Origin of the sequence: Pseudoalteromonas sp. SW0106-04, from assembly GCF_001293805.1 — a bacterium.
In the GTDB taxonomy this organism is placed as follows: Bacteria; Pseudomonadota; Gammaproteobacteria; order Enterobacterales; family Alteromonadaceae; genus Pseudoalteromonas; species Pseudoalteromonas ruthenica.
Map to the genome: position 1 here is coordinate 36711 of NZ_BCAI01000010.1, position 17478 is coordinate 54188.

Genomic DNA, 17478 nt, shown 5'->3' on the forward strand with positions numbered 1-17478 from the left:
GTGCATTGCGCTCACCGAGATTCGGAGAGAGAGTCATGGCCAGCGGAAAAGAGATTAAAAGCAAGATCGGGAGTATTAAAAATACTCAGAAGATCACCAGCGCAATGGAAATGGTTGCCGCTTCAAAAATGAAGCGTGCACAGGAGCGTGTTGCTTCTAGCCGTCCATACGCTGAGAACTTACGCAAAGTGATCGGTCGTATTGCTCAAGCGAATCTTGACTTTAGTCACGCTTATTTAGAAGAGCGTGATGTAAAGCGAGTTGGTTATATTGTTATCTCTACAGACCGTGGTCTGTGTGGCGGCTTGAACACTAATGAGTTCAAGAAAGTCTCACAAGACGTAAAGGCTTGGAAAGAAAAGGGCGTTGACGCTACTTACGCAACCCTAGGCAGCAAAGCTGCTGGGTTCTTCCAAAGCTTTGGTGGTCAGCTTGCCGCGAAAAAGGCAGGCCTTGGAGATGCCCCTTCAGTTCAGGACGTAATTGGTCCTGTGAAAGTAATGCTCGATGAGTTCGCTGAAGGCAAAATTGACCGTTTGTTCGTGGTATATAACCATTTCGTTAATACCATGAAGCAAGAGCCAGTAATCGATCAGTTATTACCTTTGCCAAAAGCTGAAGAAGAAGTATCAGCCCACGCTTGGGACTACTTGTACGAGCCATCACCAGAGGCCATTTTGGAAACTCTGTTGGTGCGTTTCATTGAGTCACAAGTTTATCAAGGTGTGGTTGAGAATGCTGCCTCTGAGCAGGCCGCCCGTATGGTTGCAATGAAAGCTGCAACTGATAATGCCGGCGACCTGATGGATCAGTTGCAATTGCAGTACAACAAAGCGCGTCAAGCAGCAATCACACAAGAGATCAGTGAGATTGTGAGCGGTTCGGCAGCGGTTTAACGCTTCGGCAAAGTTTAACGAGAGGAATTGACATGAGTTTAGGTAAGGTCGTCCAAATTATCGGCGCCGTTGTGGACATCGAGTTTCCACAAGACAACGTGCCAGCCGTATATGACGCACTAAAAATTACAGAAGGCGACCTAGCAGGTTTGACACTAGAAGTGCAACAGCAGCTAGGTGGCGGTGTGGTACGTGCTATCGCACTAGGTACTACTGACGGTCTACGTCGTAGTACAGCAGTAGAGAATACTGGCGAGCCAATCATGGTTCCAGTTGGTACTAAGACCCTAGGTCGTATCATGGATGTATTGGGTAACCCAATTGATGAAGCTGGTCCAATCGGTGAAGAAGACCGTATGTCTATCCACCGAGCTGCACCTTCATACGAAGAGCAGAGCAACTCAGTTGAACTTTTAGAGACTGGTATCAAGGTAATCGACCTTGTATGTCCATTCGCTAAAGGTGGTAAAGTTGGTCTATTCGGTGGTGCCGGTGTAGGTAAAACCGTAAACATGATGGAACTTATCCGTAACATCGCAATCGAGCACAGCGGCTTCTCAGTATTCGCTGGTGTTGGTGAGCGTACGCGTGAGGGTAATGACTTCTATCACGAAATGAACGACTCAAACGTACTCGATAAAGTATCGCTAGTATATGGTCAGATGAACGAGCCACCAGGTAACCGTCTACGTGTTGCTTTGACTGGTCTAACTATGGCTGAGAAGTTCCGTGACGAAGGTCGTGACGTACTATTCTTCGTAGATAACATCTATCGTTATACCCTAGCCGGTACTGAAGTATCAGCACTACTAGGTCGTATGCCATCAGCGGTAGGTTATCAGCCTACACTTGCTGAAGAGATGGGTGTACTACAGGAGCGTATCGCGTCAACTAAGACTGGCTCAATCACTTCAATCCAAGCGGTATATGTACCAGCGGATGACTTGACTGACCCGTCACCAGCAACGACGTTCGCGCACTTGGATGCAACAGTTGTACTATCTCGTGATATCGCGTCACTAGGTATCTACCCAGCGGTTGACCCACTTGACTCATCTTCACGTCAGTTAGATCCGCTTGTTATCGGTCAAGAGCACTACGACATCGCGCGTGGCGTTCAAACCGTACTACAGCGTTATAAAGAGCTGAAAGACATCATCGCCATCCTAGGTATGGACGAGCTGTCTGATGAAGATAAGCAAGTAGTATCACGTGCACGTAAGATCCAGCGTTTCCTATCTCAGCCGTTCTTCGTTGCTGAGGTATTTACAGGTGCGCCAGGTAAATACGTTTCATTGAAAGACACTATCGCAGGCTTTAAAGGCATTCTTGACGGCGAATACGATGAGCTACCAGAGCAAGCGTTCTACATGGTAGGTTCAATCGAAGAAGCTGTTGAAAAAGCGAAAAGCATGTAACTAGGAGGGGAGTATGGCAGCTATGACCGTACATCTTGATGTTGTAAGCGCTGAAGAGATGATTTTCTCTGGCCGCGTAGAATCACTTCAAGTGACAGGTAGTGAAGGTGAGCTTGGTATTATGCCTGGCCACGCACCGCTACTAACTGCCCTCAAACCTGGAATGGTCCGTTTAGTAAAGCAACTAGGTGGTGAAGAAATCATCTATGTTGCTGGCGGTACATTAGAGGTACAACCTCATAATGTAACTGTCCTTGCTGATACCGCTGTACGAGCTGAAGAGCTTGATGAACAAGCGGCAGAGCAGGCTAAGCGTGAAGCGCAAGAGCAAATGGATAAAGCTGGCAGTGGCGAGCTTGATTACCATAAAGCTGCGATTCAACTCGAAGAGGCGCTTGCGCAGCTTCGTGTTATTCGTCAATTGCGTAACAGCTAAACGCTTCCAACCTCATAGGTTTGCAAAAACCCGCGCTTTAAGCGCGGGTTTTTTTATGTCTGTTCTTTCTATGTTCACACTGTTACAGATACAATGGTCGGTATTGTCGATAGCCATACCAGAACATCGCTGGCGGCTTTTTAGCCAGCTGTGTTCGGACACAGGATGTGCCAACTTAAAGCGTGAGCTGAGTGTGCGCTGTCACGTCGCGAAAAAAGGATATTAGAATGAATTTAACGACTGTAATTTTAGCTGCGGGTAAAGGTACACGCATGCGTTCTAAGTTGCCTAAGGTGCTGCATCCGGTTGCTGGCAAGCCGATGGTTCAACACGTCATTGATAATGCTAAGGCCTTAGGGGCCACCAGCACCAACCTAGTTTATGGCCATGGTGGCGAGTTGCTTAAACAACAACTCGGTCATAATGAGGTCAATTGGGTGCTACAAGATCAGCAGCTAGGCACCGGCCATGCTGTCGCGGTAGCCAAAGAACATATTGGCGATGACGATAGAGTACTGATTTTATATGGCGACGTGCCACTGACCAAGCAAGAAACCTTAGAAGGGCTATTAAAAGCCACTCCTGAGCGTGGCCTAGCGGTGCTTACCGTGGATTTGGCCGACCCTAATGGCTATGGGCGTATGCTGCGCGATAATGGCAAACTGGTGGGTATTGTCGAGCAAAAAGATGCCAATGAAGAGCAACTGAAAATTACCGAAATTAATACCGGTATCATGGCCTGTCATGGCGGGTTGTTGAAAAAGTGGTTGGGCAATCTATCGAACAGTAATGCTCAAGGCGAATACTACCTTACCGATATTGTCGCTATGGCCCACTCAGAAGGCGTTGAAATCAGTTCAAGCCAACCATCGCACCCTATGGAAGTTGAAGGCGCTAACAATCGCGTACAGCTCGCTCAGTTAGAGCGTGCCTATCAAGGTTGGCAAGCCGAACAGTTGATGATTAACGGTGCGAGTCTAGCCGACCCGGCCCGCATCGATGTACGTGGCACAGTGACCACAGGTCAGGATGTACACATTGATGTTAATGTCATCTTTGAAGGTCAGGTAGAACTCGGCGACGATGTTGTTATCGGCCCGAACTGCGTATTAAAAGACTGCAAAATTGGTGATGGTGTGGTGATCAAGGCTAATACCTTGATTGAAGATGCCAGTGTCGCTGCGAAGTGCACCTTAGGCCCATATGCGCGCCTACGCCCCGGGGCAGTTATGGAAGAAGACTCTCATATCGGCAATTTTGTGGAAATGAAAAAGTCCCGTCTAGGAAAGGGCTCAAAAGCAAACCACCTGACCTACTTGGGCGATGCACAGATAGGCGAAAAGGTGAATATAGGCGCCGGCACAATCACCTGTAATTACGATGGCGTTAATAAGTCGCTAACTATTATCGGCGATCATGCCTTTATTGGCTCCAACTCTTCGCTGGTGGCTCCGGTAGAAATTGGCGCCACTGCCACAGTGGGTGCCGGCTCAGTCGTGACCACTAATGTGGGCGATAAACAGCTGGCGGTAGCGCGAGGCAAGCAGCGTAATTTAGACGGCTGGCAACGCCCTACAAAAAAGAGCTAAGCTGTTAAGCACTCGCCAAGTGATAATAGAACAAGCCGCGCTATGCGGCTTGTTCTATATATGGGTTTGGTTGTATTACAGGAGAGGTAAAGTGGGCAAGGAAGTTGATTCTTTTTATTTGTACTGTCTGGCAGGTATGTCATTAGTCGTTGTTGGACTTACGTGGTTTATGTTTTCATTTGGTTTTGAGCTGACGGAAATACACTTTAAATATCCAGTCAGTGGGCTATCTGTTATTGTATTTGACCCAATAATGTCTTGCACGGTGATAGGCTGGATTCTTATTCTATTCGTTTTTATAGTTGCCGTCATTGGCTCTGCGAAAGAAATGTGGAAAGATAACGAGCGTATAAGACTTGCTCAAAAACAGGTGGGTAAAGTATTTAATAAAATGTTTTTTTGTGGCTTAGCTTTGTTTGTCGCAAACTATCTACTCTGGCCAGTGTGGGCGTCATATAATGACTTTGAGCCTTGCCCCAGCTCTACTTTGTTACACAATGAGTCATTTGTTACCGCATGGGTGACGGATATTGAAATCTGTCATAATGACAAGGTTGATGCCGTATTGGAAAACAGCTTGCATGAGACTGTACTGCGTGCCAATGAGCTTATTGAAAACCTGAAGTAGTAGGTTTTAAAGTAGTTAAAACAAGCCGCGCTATGCGGCTTGTTCTATTTTTACGCAGCCCCATGAACTAAATAGTCGTATCTGCAGTCCTTATAAGGTGATGTTATTTATGTAGCATAGGGATATGTTTTTACGCGCCTTACTCATTTCAATTACTTGCCATATGTTAATTCTTGGGTATGTGTTGAGCACCGCCACTCCGGCGGTAATGCGAGCACATCAGCAAGAGCCACCGGCAACAATGCAGGTGGTGATGATTCGCTTGCCACCGCCAGAAAATAAGAACCAGCAGCCCGTGCATGCGCCAGAGACGATTAAGCCGCAGCGCTCAGTGAATAATGACTCAGGCTCAGCCACGCTCGCTCAAAAAGAGGAAGGTGAAGGAAAAGCTAATCAGCATGGTGAAGCTCTTAGAAACCGTGCGGCTGCTGCTGAAAAAGCAGACAAAACCCTGGTGAAAATAAACCCTTATGCGCACTTTGAGCAACGTGTCACTCGTGCGTTTGCAAAAACGCAGTCATCAGCTGGGGTGGGCAAGGTACAGCTTGATGAGCTTCCTCGTTACTCCGGTCCAGATATCACATCAGTGCAGCAATCAACAGGCGCGATGCAGGTGCTCGCCGGTGACAAGGTGACGGGTAACTATCTATTACGCCAAGATGGGCGCTGTTTTGTCATGGATGCTTCTTCACCGATGGCACAAGCGGATATGCCTGCAGGTGAAGTCATTTGCCCGCATCTCAAACAAAGAAAGCAGGCCGCCTTTGATGCGGCCATGAGTAAATGGTTGCAGGATTAACTGCGTGATAGAAACACAGTGAGGGTGTCGCCAACCTGTAATATATTGCTTGAAAGGTTGTTCCACTGTTTTAATTTGGCAATGCTCACTTGGTACTGGCGGGCAATTTTCCATAAGCTTTCACCCGAGCTGACCTTATGTTCGATTTGCTCATCGGCTAATACCGGTAAAATCAGCTTATCACCAATGCGAATACGATCGGAGCTAAGGTTATTGAACGTCTTTAGCTGTTTAACACTAAGCGCATAACGCTCGGCAATAACACTTAAACTATCTCCTTTAGCAATGGTGTAATGCTGCCATTGGCTGTAATCACTACTTTGTTGTTTGGCAATGGCTTGCTGCCAGTGTTGTTGCTTCGCCTTGGGTACGACTAAATGCGGAGCATCGATGATCGCCGGAAAGCGGATTACGCCGTGATTGAGGTCTTGCACATCTTGCCATTGCGACTTATCGGCTAAAATAACCGCGCCTTTGATGGGGAGAGGCGAAATGGCTGGGCTGTTATCAATTGCTGGGAAGTCCATTTTTTCATGTTTTAGCAAATGCACTGCAGCAAGCAGTTTGGGCACATATTTGCGCGTTTGTTTGGGCAGTTTGAGCGCGAAAAAATCCGTGCTTTTCCCCGCTTTTTTATTGGCCGCAATAGCATTGCGCACTCGGCCTTCACCAACATTGTATGCAGCAATAGTATGATACCAGTTGCCATCAAAACGCTTATACAGGTATTCAATAAAGTCTAGCGCCGCCGCTGTACTGTCGAATACATCTTGACGGCCATCGTACCAAGGCGTGATTTTAACGCCAAAGTATTGAGCAAGCGAAGGCGTTAACTGCCATAGGCCGCTAGCATGCTTGTGAGAGTAGGCGCTGGCATCAAAGTCACTCTCAATCAGTGGCATTAGCGCTAACTCTATTGGCAGGTTTCGCGCTTCTACCTCTGTCACTATATGATACAAGTAAGGTTCGGCACGACGACTTATTTCATCCATATAATTAGGATGTGATAAATACCAGTCAACGCGCTTTGTCACATCCGGGTGAGTCGAGTCCGCAAAGCTCAACTGCATACGGATACGTTGCCATACATCGTCCACTTGTTGCGGTGTTTGTTGAGGTTGTTGCGGCTTTTTCGATTGCACTGACGGCGGTACCGCCTTTTCACTTACACTTGGGGATTGAGCCTCGGTTTTTATGGTGTCACTGTTTACAGGGGGCTGGGGCTTCGAGCTCATGCTCTGGCAACCCGCGAGGAACAAAAAAACTAATAGCGCTGAAATTCGATACATAAATGCTACTTAAATTATAAACTGAATTCGGTCATTTTCGGCGAATCAGCTTAGCGTTGGCACCTTAACATAAGGTGAGCTAAATCTGAGCGGCCGCTGAAGCGAGGGCTTGCTAACTGCGCCCTCAGAGCTCATTGGTGTTAGCCAAAGACGCAGCGTAAACATGCCCCTTGGGGTTGCTCATGGTAGGTTAGGTCGCCACCATGGCTAACCATAATTTGTTTGCTCAGCGCTAAACCTATCCCTGAACCTTGCTGTTTGGTGGTGAAAAAAGGCACGAACATCATTTCTTGAGCTTGTTTACTGATGCCACCACCGGTATCACACACGGCAATGTATAACTGCCCTTGGCTATTTTTATCAACAACCATAGACAAGGTTTTGTCTGCACAGTTCACACTCATTGCTTCTATGGCATTTTTGATCAGATTAATTAATACCTGCTCAATTTGCTGGGCATCACACATCACTAAAGTGTCGCTGTGGGTTTGTAGCTCTAGAGTAATATGCTGCTGCTCCAAGTCTGTTTTGAAGAGGGCACAACAACGTGTTACCACATCTGCAAGAGATTGCGCCTTGAGATCTGGCTTGGGCAGATTACTGATCGATCGAAAACGTGCGATAAAGGCGCTTAACCCTTCAGTGCGGCTATGCAGGGTTTGTAAAGCAAGTGCTAAGTCTTCTTTATCTTCGCTATCGGTAAAATTCAGTCCTTGTGGCAACAGACCGGTGCAGGTGTGTGCCAATGATGACAGTGGGGTAATCGAGTTGGCAATTTCGTGCGTGAGAACGCGCGTTAAGCGCTTATAGGCTTGTTGTTCTTTCAGTAGTAATTGCTCATGAATCGACTGCAAAGTCACAATTTTTAGCTCTTGCCCTTGGATGGTGGCCAAGCTTATTTGTATAGACAAGGTGTCCTGCTGTTCTCCTCGCTGCCATAGAGCGGTTGATTGACACTGACTTTGTGCTTCACTAATAAACTCACCGAGCTGCGCTAACGATTGCAGATCTTTCACGGGAGCCCCGAGCAGCCTTGCGACAGCCGGGTTTTGTTCAATAATATTGCCCTGCGCATCGAACACTAACACCGCCATATCGATATGGATTAGCAGGGTTTGCATAAACTGGGCTTGTTGCTCCGCAGCCAACCGGGCTTGCAAGATTTGCTCTTTAACTTCGTTATACTGTACCCGCATAGGATGGTTGCGAGGCAACCCTAGGCTACTATCCCCGTTAGCCAGGGCTTTAAGTGCTAATTGCGCTTGGCGGCTTTGGCGTTTAAACAGCACTAAAATACTGCAAATGCAGGCCAGTGCGACCAATACCATGCCTGTGGTTAGCGCCGGTAATTGTAAGCTGTACCAACTATATTGGGCGCCTAATGCCGTGAGTATAACGCCAGCTAACAATAACGACAGTTTTGTATTTGCAGACATCAGTGTTAAAGCCCGTATTTTTCTAAGCGTCGATACATGGCACCACGAGTCAGCCCTAATGCTTTAGCGGCGTGGCTCACATTACCTTGGAAGTGAGTGAGTGCAGCGCGAATTGCGCGATGTTCAAGCTCTTCTAGGTTGAAGGTATCATATTGCTCACCTTGCTGTGGTGCTACGCTACCGGTGGTCGCCGGTGCGCTAATAACTGAGCCAATATCTAGCTCAGTGCCGGTAGAGAGGATCACCGCTCGCTCTATTGCATGCGCTAGTTCGCGTACATTGCCTGGCCATTGATAGCTACTTAACGCCTGTATGCTGGAGTTGCTAACGCTAAGTTCGCGTTTGTATTTTTGGCCAAAATGGTTGAGGTAGTAGTCAACCAGTAAAGGAATGTCCTGATGACGCTCGCGCAGCGGCGGCAGGGCGATTTCCACGGTATTGATTCGATACAGTAAATCTTGACGAAAACGGCCTTCGCCGACTGCCTCATGTAAATTATCATTGGTGGCGCTGATTAAACGAATGTCGACATCGATGGTTTTGCTACCACCAATGGGCGTGATTTGCCGATTTTGCAATGCTGCCAAAAGCTTCACTTGTTGCTCCAGCGGCAAATTGCCTAGTTCATCCAAGAATAAACTGCCACCGCCAGCGAGTTCGAAGCGGCCAACGCGGTCTTCTTTGGCATCAGTGAAAGCGCCTTTTTTATGGCCAAATAATTCGCTCTCCATCAGTGATGCGCTCATGGCTCCCATATCAACGCTAATAAAAGGGCCGCTATGACGTAGGCTTTGCTGGTGGATAGCATGGGCAGTGAGCTCTTTACCGGTACCACTTTCACCGGTGATAAGAATATTGGCGTCGGTTTGGGCTGCTCGTTCGATGGTATCGAACACTTTTAACATCGCATCGCTTTGCCCTAAAAAGGCAAACTTATTGCTATTTAATGCATCGTTTAAGCCTTGGGTTTGGCGCTTGAGCTGGCCCACTTGGCGCTTGTCTTTGGCGTGGCTAAAAGCCGCAGCGACACTGGCTAACAGCTGATCGTTTTGCCACGGCTTGGCGATAAAATCTGCGGCACCAGCCTTTATTGCATCTACAGCTAGTTGAATGTCGCTATATGCAGTCATAAGCAGCACCACGATAGTGGGGTCTTGTGCGGCGATTTTTTTTAGCCAGTAGAATCCCTCTTGGCCACTGATGGAGTCTTGGGTAAAGTTCATATCCAATAAAATCACATCAATGGGCTGGTCAGCCTGTTGTTGCTCGTTAACAATACCTTCTATATCAAAAGGGTTGTCAGTGGTTTTAACGCTTTGATAATGCTGTTTAAGTAATAAACGCGCGGCGATAAGAATATCGGGGTTGTCATCAACCACTAGTATAGAGCCTGCCTGTTTCATATCCCTGCCTTGGCTTTTTCTTTTTAGCCTACCCCAGTTATTCATTCCCTGTCCACAAATGGGCACTGTAAAGAATTGAGGTGTTCTATAAGCGGACACCTTATTGCTCAAAATAATCTTGTTTTAACAATAACGCACTGAAATATATGAAAATTAAATTTTGGCACGGAGCTTGATAGTTACCCCTTATATAGCGAACACATATATTGGATGACTGAGATGGATAGAAAAATAGAATCATCAGGCTTAAAAAAGCACGCGAAGAAAGTCGCAATGTCGGTTATTGCTCTCGGTGTTGCGGCCGCTGCGTACGGGTTTAGTCAAAGCTCTTCACAAGGTCGTAGCCAAACGGTTAATGCCAGTAATTTAACGGTAAGCACCGTGAACCAAGGCGAATTTGTCGATGCACTAAGTTTACGTGGGCAAGTAGTACCAAAAACCACCATCTATCTCGACACCATTGCCGGTGGGCAGGTGGAAGAGCGTCTTGTAGAGCAGGGTGAGTTTGTCAAAAAAGGTCAGCCTCTGGTGCGTTTAAGTAACACCAATTTACAACTTGATGTAATGAGCCGGGAAGCACAAGTTACTGAGCAACTTAACTTTCTGCGTAACACCCAGATGAATATGGAGACCAGCCGCTTAAACTTACGCCGAGATTTATTAGAAATTGAACTGAAAATCACCCACCTAACTCGCCGCCTTAAGCAAACTGCACCTTTGGTAGAAAAAGGCATGCTTTCTCAAGAGCAGCTCTCTGAGCTAAAAGAAGATTTGGCTTATTATCAAGCGCGTAAAGAGCTCACTATTGAGCGCCAACAGCAAGAGAAAAGCATTCGCGAAGTGCAGTTGGCACAGCTACAAGATAGTGCTGAAATGCTCGAGAAAAACCTTCAGTTTGCGCGTCGCAACCTCGATAACTTGCTGATCACTGCCCCGGTAGATGGGTATTTGAGTGAGTTGGATGTCGAAATTGGCGCATCAAAGAGCCGTGGCGCGCGTTTAGGTCAGATTGATATACCCAATGAGTACAAGCTAGTGATCCGCTTAGATGAGTTTTATCTCAGCCAAGTACGCTCTGGTATGGAGGTCATTATTGAGCTTGAACAAGGGGATGTCAGCGCCACAGTCACCAAAATAGACAGTCGCGTACAGCAATCACAATTTCAAATTGAAGTCGAACTGCCAGAGCAAGCGAGCAACATAAAACGGGGACAGAGCTTGGATGTCGAGCTGATGCTTGGCGGCAGTCAAGATAATGCGCTGTTGTTGTCGCGAGGCGCATTCTTTAGCAGCTCAGGCGGCAACTGGGTGTATGTCATGAATGATGATAACAGTGGCGCCGTTCGCCGCGACATCCGCCTAGGTCGAAAAAACCAAGATTATTACGAAGTGCTCAGCGGCCTTGAGCCCGGTGACAAAGTGATCACCTCAAGCTACGCCAACTTCGATAAAGCACAACAATTACAATTTTAAAGGAACAATGATGATCAAGCTAACTAACTTATCGCGCGTATTTCGTACTCAAGACGTTGAAACAACTGCACTTAACGATATTAACCTCAGCGTTAAAGAGGGTGATTTCTTGGCCATTATGGGCCCTTCAGGGTGTGGTAAATCTACCTTGTTATCTATCCTTGGCATGCTTGATTCGCCAACTAGCGGACAGTTTGAGTTTCTGGGTGAGGACATTGCTGGCTACAACGAAAAGCAATTAGCGCAGCTGAGAAAAGCCAGTATTGGCTTTGTGTTCCAAAGCTTTAACCTTATCGATGAGCTCACCGTGTATGAAAACGTTGAGCTGCCGCTGCAATATCAAAAAATAGATAAAGCTGAGCGCAAGCAACGTGTTGAAGCTATTTTAAAGCGCGTAGGCATCGATCACCGTGGCGATCACTTACCGCAACAGCTTTCCGGTGGTCAGCAGCAGCGCGTCGCCGTCGCGCGAGCACTGGTAATTAACCCTAAGCTGATCCTCGCCGATGAGCCCACCGGTAATTTGGACTCTAAAAACGGGGATGAAGTCATGACCATGCTGCGTGAACTTAATCGCGAGGGCACCACAGTGATCATGGTGACGCACTCAGAGAAAGAAGGGAACTATGCCGACCGCCTAGTTCGACTGCTTGATGGCCAAATCATGGTGGATAAAGCCAATGCCGCTAACCCTGCGGTTAATACAGAGGTGGCATAGCCATGATCTTAAGTTACATAATTACAGCGCTGCGTGCTTTTAAGCTACAAAAGCAGCACTTCGCGCTCAACGTGTTTGGTTTGAGCGTGGGCTTAGCCGCAGCTATTTTGGTGGCGCTTTTTGCCGTCAATGAGCTTTCCTATGACGCGCAGCAGCCCGACGCTGAGCGGGTTTATCGCGTGGGCCAAGACTTTAGCAAACTTGGCTTGGCGGTGATCCCTATCTCTAACTACACGCAGGCAAAAAATGCGCAAAGTTACAGTCAAATCGAGGATGTGTTTGCCCTAACTTTGTCAGAACAAACTCAGGCCACCCCTGCCAATGTGACCTATCGCTCTCAAGGTTATAAGTTGGATGGCTTGTTTGGCGCCACCGCTAATATTGAGCGTTTTATTGCCTTGCGCACCTTAGATGGTTCATTAAGTCAGGCGTTGAGTACGCCAAATGGCTTGGCATTGAGCGAATCCGAGGCCCTGCGTATCTTCGGCAAGGTGAATGCAGTGGGTGAAACCTTGGTGCACGAGCATGGCCAGTACACCGTGCGAGCCGTGTTCGCCGATTTGGCCGACAACACCCATTTTGCCTTTAAGTCCCTGGCCTATTTTGAACATAACCCGGAAAACCTGCGTGCCAACCACAGCTATGTGTATTTAAAGCTGGCTCCTAACACCGACACCCAGGCTCTGGCCCAAACGCTCACAGAGCAGTACTTCGCTAACGATGAAAGCTATCAGGTGAGCATTGAGTTACACCCACTGCGTGATCTGCATTTAACCGCTAAATCACCGTTTGAAATGAAAACGGGGGGTGCTAAGCAGGTGGTGGTAATTTGTGCCGGGCTGAGTGTATTGCTGATACTTATCGCTGGCTTTAACTTCATTAACATGACCGTGGCGCAATCGGCTAAACGCGCCAAAGAAGTGGGTGTGCGCAAGGCTCTAGGTGCAAGTAAAGCTCAGCTTGTGACGCAGTTCTTATCAGAGTCGGTGTTGGTATCGTTGCTGTCTATGGTGCTCGCGTGCATTGCTGTTGAGCTTATTCTCCCTAGTTTTAATGCCTTGGTAGATAGAGAGCTGGTGGTTAACTACGCCTCTATGTTTAGCGTTGTGGTGCTGGCAGTGGCCGTAGCGGTGGGCTTACTTGCAGGGCTGTATCCTGCCTTCTTTATTTCGTCATTTAGCGCGAAACGGGTGTTAAGTGGCGATTTACAGCGAGGTAATACCGCAATATTTGTTCGTAAGAGCTTACTTACCTTGCAGGCCTCGTTATCTATAGCTTTAATTATCGCCACTGTGACTTTGCAGCAGCAATTAGCCTACTTACAAAGCTTACCTTTGGGGTATGAAACGCAACAGCGCTTAGTTATCTCTGAGTTGCCGCGCAAAATGGTGCTGACCAAAGAGCCCAGTGCCTTAGTTAAAAATCTCGCTGCAATTGAAGGCGTAAACAATGTCAGTGTGGTGGATACTCAGCTCACTGTCTCAATCAACAATACCGTGGCACCGGTGTGGCCTAATGGTGAGAGCACCGAAGGCTTAACGCCAATTATAGGTACCGATTTTAATGTTGTGGAAACCTTAGGTCTTAAGCTCGTTGCCGGTCGTGGCTTTAGCGCCGAGTATGCTGGTGATTGGGCGCAGCGAATTAATGGTACCACTCAGGTTGGCACCTTGGTAACCGAATCTATTGCTAAGCAAGCGGGGTATTCACAGCCGAGTGAGATGGTGGGTAAAACCATTACCACTCAAGGGCAAGGGATGGCAATGCGAGTGGTCGGCGTGGTAGCCGATGTAAAAGTGGGCAATGCCCAAGATGCAAACTCGAACATCATGTTCCTATGTGGGCTGAGTTATGGCCCTGTGGCTGAGGTGATAATGAATATCGATCAGCAAAACTTGCCATACATTCAGCAGCAAGTAACAACGGTATTAGCCAATCATGCCAAGATTTATGAGCCTAAAATCAGTTTACTCTCAGAGGACTATAAAAACTTACTGCGTGGCGATGAGCGCGTGTCGCAAGTGGTTTTTATATTCACTGCGTTGGCCGTGTTCTTAACCTGCTTAGGCACCTTTGGTTTGGCGTCATTCGCGACTATTCGCCGACAAAAGGAAATTGCTGTACGCAAAGTTCTTGGTGCCTCTCGAACTAGTATTATCAACATTTTAGCTAAAGAATTCTTACTGCTAGTGGCGCTGAGCATTGCCATAGCCTATCCAGTGACCTACTGGCTGGTGGGTGATTGGTTAGCAAACTTCAACGACCGTATTGAGCAGGCTATCTGGGTGTATGGCATCGCCGCTCTCGCTGTTGCCGGTATTACCTGGCTGACGGTTGCGGGGCTAGCCTTTAAAGCGGCCAGTACGCGCCCTTCGTTAACACTGAGATACGAATAAGGTGTAGGCGGCGCCGTTAGGGCGTCGCCGCAAAAAATCACAATGATAAAAAACATATGCAATATGCCGGCGAACAACAATAACGACTTCGAAGTGGCGAACAATAGCGCGCGAAGCAGACAGATATTGGCATTACTCAGCTTGTATATACATCAGCAGGAGTCCACCTATGCTCACTAGTTACTTATCGGCTGCGCTACGCGCATTCGTAACCCATAAACAACATTTTCTATTAAACGTATTTGGCTTAGCGGTGGGCTTGGCTGCGGCTATTTTAATGGCACTGTTTGCCCGTTTTGAGGCCAGTGTAGACGCGCATCAGCCCCACTTTGAGCACACTTATCGGTTATCGCAACACTTTCGTGAAATGGGAGTGAATGCGCCGATTACTAATTACTACGCAGCGCAAGAGGTGGCAAAAAATGGTGCGGTAGAGGATATCTTTGCCTTGAAAATGCACCCTCGGCTATCTGGGGATTTTAGTGCTCATGGCAACTATTACAAAATGAAAGATTTATTTGCCACAGGCACCAATATCACCGACTTTGTTGCGCTCGATGTGCTGTTTGGTGATTTGCAGCGCACGCTGAGCGCACCGAACAGAATCGCGTTGAGCGAACATGAAGCCATACGTATTTTTGGCCAGGCTAATGCCATTGGTGAGACCTTGAGCAAAGGGCAAACGACCTACACAGTTACCGCCGTATTCGCCGATTTGCAAGATAATACCCACTTTGCTTTTTCCGGGTTAGTGGCAATGCAGGACGAAAATCCTAATTACCAGCTCAATAACTTTTATGTGTATGTACGCTTTGCTGCCGACGCTGATATCAAAGCCGAGCAAGCACGTTTTGCCGAGGCTTACCCTGAACTTGTTTACCCAGATCAGTCGCTCGGTTTCGTGACCTTATCCTTTGAGCACTTACCTGGCATTCACCTGCATTCCGATAGCCGTTATGAGCTTAAAGAAAATGGCTCGTACACCGTGGTGTTGATCAGCTTTTCGCTGAGTATTCTATTAATCGTGTTGGCGGCTTTTAATTTCATTAATATGAGCATCGCGCAGTCGGCTAAACGAGCCAAAGAGGTGGGTGTACGCAAGGCGCTGGGGGCGAGCAAGGCGTAAATTATTAATCAATTCCTAGTGGAATCCTTATTGGTAACCAGTGTGGCAGCGGTGCTTGCGTGCGCGCTACTGGAATTAGCATTACCAGCGTTTAACCAATTAGTAGGACGCACTTTGGTGATCAACTATTTTTCAGAGTTTGGCATTATTTTAGTCGCGGTCGTGGTATCGGTGGGCGTGTTAGCTGGCGCGTACCCCGCATTTTTTATGTCAGCGTTTAGCGCGAAACGCGTGCTCAGCGGTGATATTCAGCGCGGTCGTACTGCTATTTTGGTGCGCAAGTTGTTGCTGACTTTGCAAGCCTCTTTATCTATTGCCCTGATCATCGGTGCATTCTCCTTGCATCAGCAACTTAGTCACTTGCAATCGTTGGCGGTTGGCTATGAAAAACAACACCGTTTAGAGGTGGATGATATCCCGGCTAGGCAATTGTACTTCAAGCACAACAATGTCTTGAATCAGCGCATCAATGCTGTACCTGGCGTGATCTCTAGCAGCATTACCGATGCCTCTTTTACCTCGTCATTCAACACCAGCTTTACTGTGACTTCGGATAACGGTGAGTTAAATGATGCTGTGATCCCTTTTATTGGCGTGGGCTTTAATATTGCTAAAACCGCTGGGCTAGAGGTTATTGCTGGGCGCGACCTGAGCGCCGACTACGGCAGTGATTGGCATAGCTTAGGCGACGATGGCAACGGCCGGGCTGGGGTGCTGGTATCGCAATCATTCGTTAAAGTGGCCGGTTATGACAGTGCTGAGCAAGCCATTGGCAAAGAGCTTTACAGCAGCTCCGGAGACAACCAAGAAGTGCTCAAAATTGTGGGCGTGATCAATGATGTCACCATTGGTTCAGCACGTGAGGCTTCGGCATCGCCTTTAATCTTGGTGTGCGGCTTTAGCTGGGCCAACGAGGGCAAGTTGATTATTAACTTTGAGCCGAGCCAGCTTAACGCAGTAAAAACGCAGGTGCAGCAGATCGTCAGTGACCAGTTAAATGTGCACAATGCTGATATTGAGCTGGTAGCAGATAACTACCGCGCGTTATATAAAAACGATGAACGTGTTTCTACCTTAGTTGCCATCTTCTGTATTTTGGCAATCTTATTAACCTGCCTAGGTACCTTTGGATTAGCTGCATTCTCTACCTTACGCCGTCAAAAAGAAGTGGCTGTGCGCAAAGTGCTCGGTGCATCTAGGTTAAGTATCGTTAACTTGCTCGCCAAAGAATTCCTACTGCTGGTGGCCATAAGTACTGCCATTGCCTTTCCGTTAACCTACTGGCTAGTGGGTGACTGGCTGGCCAACTTTAATGAGCGTATTGATCAGGCTATGTGGTTTTACGTTGTCGCCGCCGCTTTGGTAGCCATGATCACCTGGTTAACTGTGGCTAGCCTCGCCTTTAGAGCGGCTAGCACCCGGCCTTCGTTAACGCTGCGCTATGAATAATTAACCCAACCCTACTCAAAGCGCACGAAAGTGCGCTTTTTTTAATCCATTCCCGCTGTTGCTGCGTTTAACAGTTAATAGAGTGAGGAGTGCAACCTATGCAAGCAAATCAACTTAAAGCCGCGTTAGCCGATAGCCAATATCGCGCCATCATCCTTAGTTACGCCGATGCTAATCATTATTTAGCCGGAGCCCTTGATACCGACGGTAATTATCATATTCTGAGCGATAACAACGACACATTGAAACCCTTTAATTCTTTGCGTGAAGCCGAGTGTGCGCTGGTCGAACTCGGCGCGACTCAAGCATTATTGAAAATGCAGTCTGCGTATGAAGAAATAGGACCCAGTGATTTTTGTGGTGATGGCATCAGCAATATGGAAATTCGTCAGCTCAAGCGAGCCGGCTCAACGGTGTAGCGC

At 47.6% G+C, this 17478-nt stretch carries 15 protein-coding genes; 12 read left to right on the forward strand and 3 right to left on the reverse strand.

Going from position 1 to position 17478, the window contains the following annotated elements; translation table 11 throughout:
• Positions 1-35 precede the first annotated feature (35 nt).
• The 6 genes from atpG to W04_RS12135 all read left to right on the forward strand — a co-directional run bounded on the left by atpG (position 36) and on the right by W04_RS12135 (position 5766).
• Positions 36-896 carry a F0F1 ATP synthase subunit gamma gene (gene atpG, locus W04_RS12110; RefSeq protein ID WP_053911013.1) on the forward strand — a complete coding sequence of 287 codons (861 nt, stop codon included), beginning with the start codon at positions 36-38 and terminating at the stop codon, positions 894-896.
• A gap of 32 nt (positions 897-928) precedes the next feature.
• Positions 929-2314, forward strand: a complete 1386-nt coding sequence (gene atpD, locus W04_RS12115) for a F0F1 ATP synthase subunit beta (RefSeq protein ID WP_022944890.1) — start codon at positions 929-931, stop codon at positions 2312-2314.
• A 13-nt stretch (positions 2315-2327) separates the two neighbouring features.
• Positions 2328-2750, forward strand: a complete 423-nt coding sequence (locus tag W04_RS12120) for a F0F1 ATP synthase subunit epsilon (RefSeq protein ID WP_022944891.1) — start codon at positions 2328-2330, stop codon at positions 2748-2750.
• 227 nt (positions 2751-2977) lie between these two features.
• Positions 2978-4339, forward strand: a complete 1362-nt coding sequence (gene glmU / locus W04_RS12125) for a bifunctional UDP-N-acetylglucosamine diphosphorylase/glucosamine-1-phosphate N-acetyltransferase GlmU (protein WP_053911014.1) — start codon at positions 2978-2980, stop codon at positions 4337-4339.
• Between the two features lie 91 nt (positions 4340-4430).
• A complete protein-coding gene (locus W04_RS12130; protein ID WP_157576434.1) occupies positions 4431-4967 on the forward strand; it encodes a hypothetical protein in 537 nt (178 codons plus the stop codon).
• Positions 4968-5091: 124 nt separating this feature from the next.
• Positions 5092-5766, forward strand: a complete 675-nt coding sequence (locus W04_RS12135) for a hypothetical protein (protein ID WP_053911016.1) — start codon at positions 5092-5094, stop codon at positions 5764-5766.
• Here W04_RS12135 and W04_RS12140 read toward each other — a convergent pair.
• The 3 genes from W04_RS12140 to W04_RS12150 form a co-directional block, all read right to left on the reverse strand.
• Positions 5763-7001 (reverse strand): LysM peptidoglycan-binding domain-containing protein, encoded by a 1239-nt coding sequence (locus tag W04_RS12140; protein WP_053911107.1) that lies wholly within the window; start codon positions 6999-7001, stop codon positions 5763-5765. The two genes, W04_RS12135 and W04_RS12140, sit on opposite strands and share 4 nt — an antisense overlap.
• Positions 7002-7195: 194 nt before the next feature.
• On the reverse strand, positions 7196-8491 hold the full coding sequence (locus W04_RS12145) for a PAS domain-containing sensor histidine kinase (RefSeq protein WP_053911017.1): 1296 nt from the start codon (positions 8489-8491) through the stop codon (positions 7196-7198).
• Positions 8492-8496: 5 nt separating this feature from the next.
• A complete protein-coding gene (locus W04_RS12150) occupies positions 8497-9894 on the reverse strand; it encodes a sigma-54 dependent transcriptional regulator (protein WP_053911018.1) in 1398 nt (465 codons plus the stop codon).
• Between the two features lie 219 nt (positions 9895-10113).
• On the opposite strand from W04_RS12150, the gene W04_RS12155 reads away from it, so the two are divergent.
• From W04_RS12155 to W04_RS12175, 6 genes are all read left to right on the forward strand, one after another.
• Positions 10114-11367, forward strand: coding sequence for an efflux RND transporter periplasmic adaptor subunit (locus tag W04_RS12155; RefSeq protein WP_053911019.1), 1254 nt, complete (start codon positions 10114-10116; stop codon positions 11365-11367).
• Between the two features lie 10 nt (positions 11368-11377).
• Positions 11378-12085, forward strand: a complete 708-nt coding sequence (locus W04_RS12160; protein ID WP_022944901.1) for an ABC transporter ATP-binding protein — start codon at positions 11378-11380, stop codon at positions 12083-12085.
• A gap of 2 nt (positions 12086-12087) precedes the next feature.
• Complete coding sequence (locus W04_RS12165) at positions 12088-14481, forward strand: FtsX-like permease family protein (RefSeq protein WP_053911020.1); 2394 nt, start codon at positions 12088-12090, stop codon at positions 14479-14481.
• Positions 14482-14650: 169 nt separating this feature from the next.
• Positions 14651-15607 carry an ABC transporter permease gene (locus W04_RS19100; RefSeq protein ID WP_231658134.1) on the forward strand — a complete coding sequence of 319 codons (957 nt, stop codon included), beginning with the start codon at positions 14651-14653 and terminating at the stop codon, positions 15605-15607.
• An 18-nt stretch (positions 15608-15625) separates the two neighbouring features.
• Positions 15626-17056 (forward strand): FtsX-like permease family protein, encoded by a 1431-nt coding sequence (locus tag W04_RS19105; protein WP_231658135.1) that lies wholly within the window; start codon positions 15626-15628, stop codon positions 17054-17056.
• Between the two features lie 98 nt (positions 17057-17154).
• Positions 17155-17475, forward strand: coding sequence for a DUF6482 family protein (locus tag W04_RS12175; RefSeq protein WP_045979451.1), 321 nt, complete (start codon positions 17155-17157; stop codon positions 17473-17475).
• The last annotated feature ends 3 nt before the right edge of the window (positions 17476-17478 follow it).

What these genes read in the sequence shown, in the direction of transcription:
- W04_RS12160 (WP_022944901.1), top strand. Translation starts at nt 11,378, where the DNA reads ATGATCAAGCTAACTAACTTATCGCGCGTATTTCGTACTCAAGACGTT.
- W04_RS19100 (WP_231658134.1), top strand. Translation starts at nt 14,651, where the DNA reads ATGCTCACTAGTTACTTATCGGCTGCGCTACGCGCATTCGTAACCCAT.
- W04_RS12135 (WP_053911016.1), top strand. Translation starts at nt 5,092, where the DNA reads ATGTTTTTACGCGCCTTACTCATTTCAATTACTTGCCATATGTTAATT.
- glmU (WP_053911014.1), top strand. Translation starts at nt 2,978, where the DNA reads ATGAATTTAACGACTGTAATTTTAGCTGCGGGTAAAGGTACACGCATG.
- W04_RS12165 (WP_053911020.1), top strand. Translation starts at nt 12,088, where the DNA reads ATGATCTTAAGTTACATAATTACAGCGCTGCGTGCTTTTAAGCTACAA.
- W04_RS12175 (WP_045979451.1), top strand. Translation starts at nt 17,155, where the DNA reads ATGCAAGCAAATCAACTTAAAGCCGCGTTAGCCGATAGCCAATATCGC.
- atpG (WP_053911013.1), top strand. Translation starts at nt 36, where the DNA reads ATGGCCAGCGGAAAAGAGATTAAAAGCAAGATCGGGAGTATTAAAAAT.
- W04_RS12150 (WP_053911018.1), bottom strand. Translation starts at nt 9,894, where the DNA reads ATGAAACAGGCAGGCTCTATACTAGTGGTTGATGACAACCCCGATATT.
- W04_RS12145 (WP_053911017.1), bottom strand. Translation starts at nt 8,491, where the DNA reads ATGTCTGCAAATACAAAACTGTCGTTATTGTTAGCTGGCGTTATACTC.
- W04_RS12155 (WP_053911019.1), top strand. Translation starts at nt 10,114, where the DNA reads ATGGATAGAAAAATAGAATCATCAGGCTTAAAAAAGCACGCGAAGAAA.
- atpD (WP_022944890.1), top strand. Translation starts at nt 929, where the DNA reads ATGAGTTTAGGTAAGGTCGTCCAAATTATCGGCGCCGTTGTGGACATC.
- W04_RS12120 (WP_022944891.1), top strand. Translation starts at nt 2,328, where the DNA reads ATGGCAGCTATGACCGTACATCTTGATGTTGTAAGCGCTGAAGAGATG.
- W04_RS12140 (WP_053911107.1), bottom strand. Translation starts at nt 7,001, where the DNA reads ATGAGCTCGAAGCCCCAGCCCCCTGTAAACAGTGACACCATAAAAACC.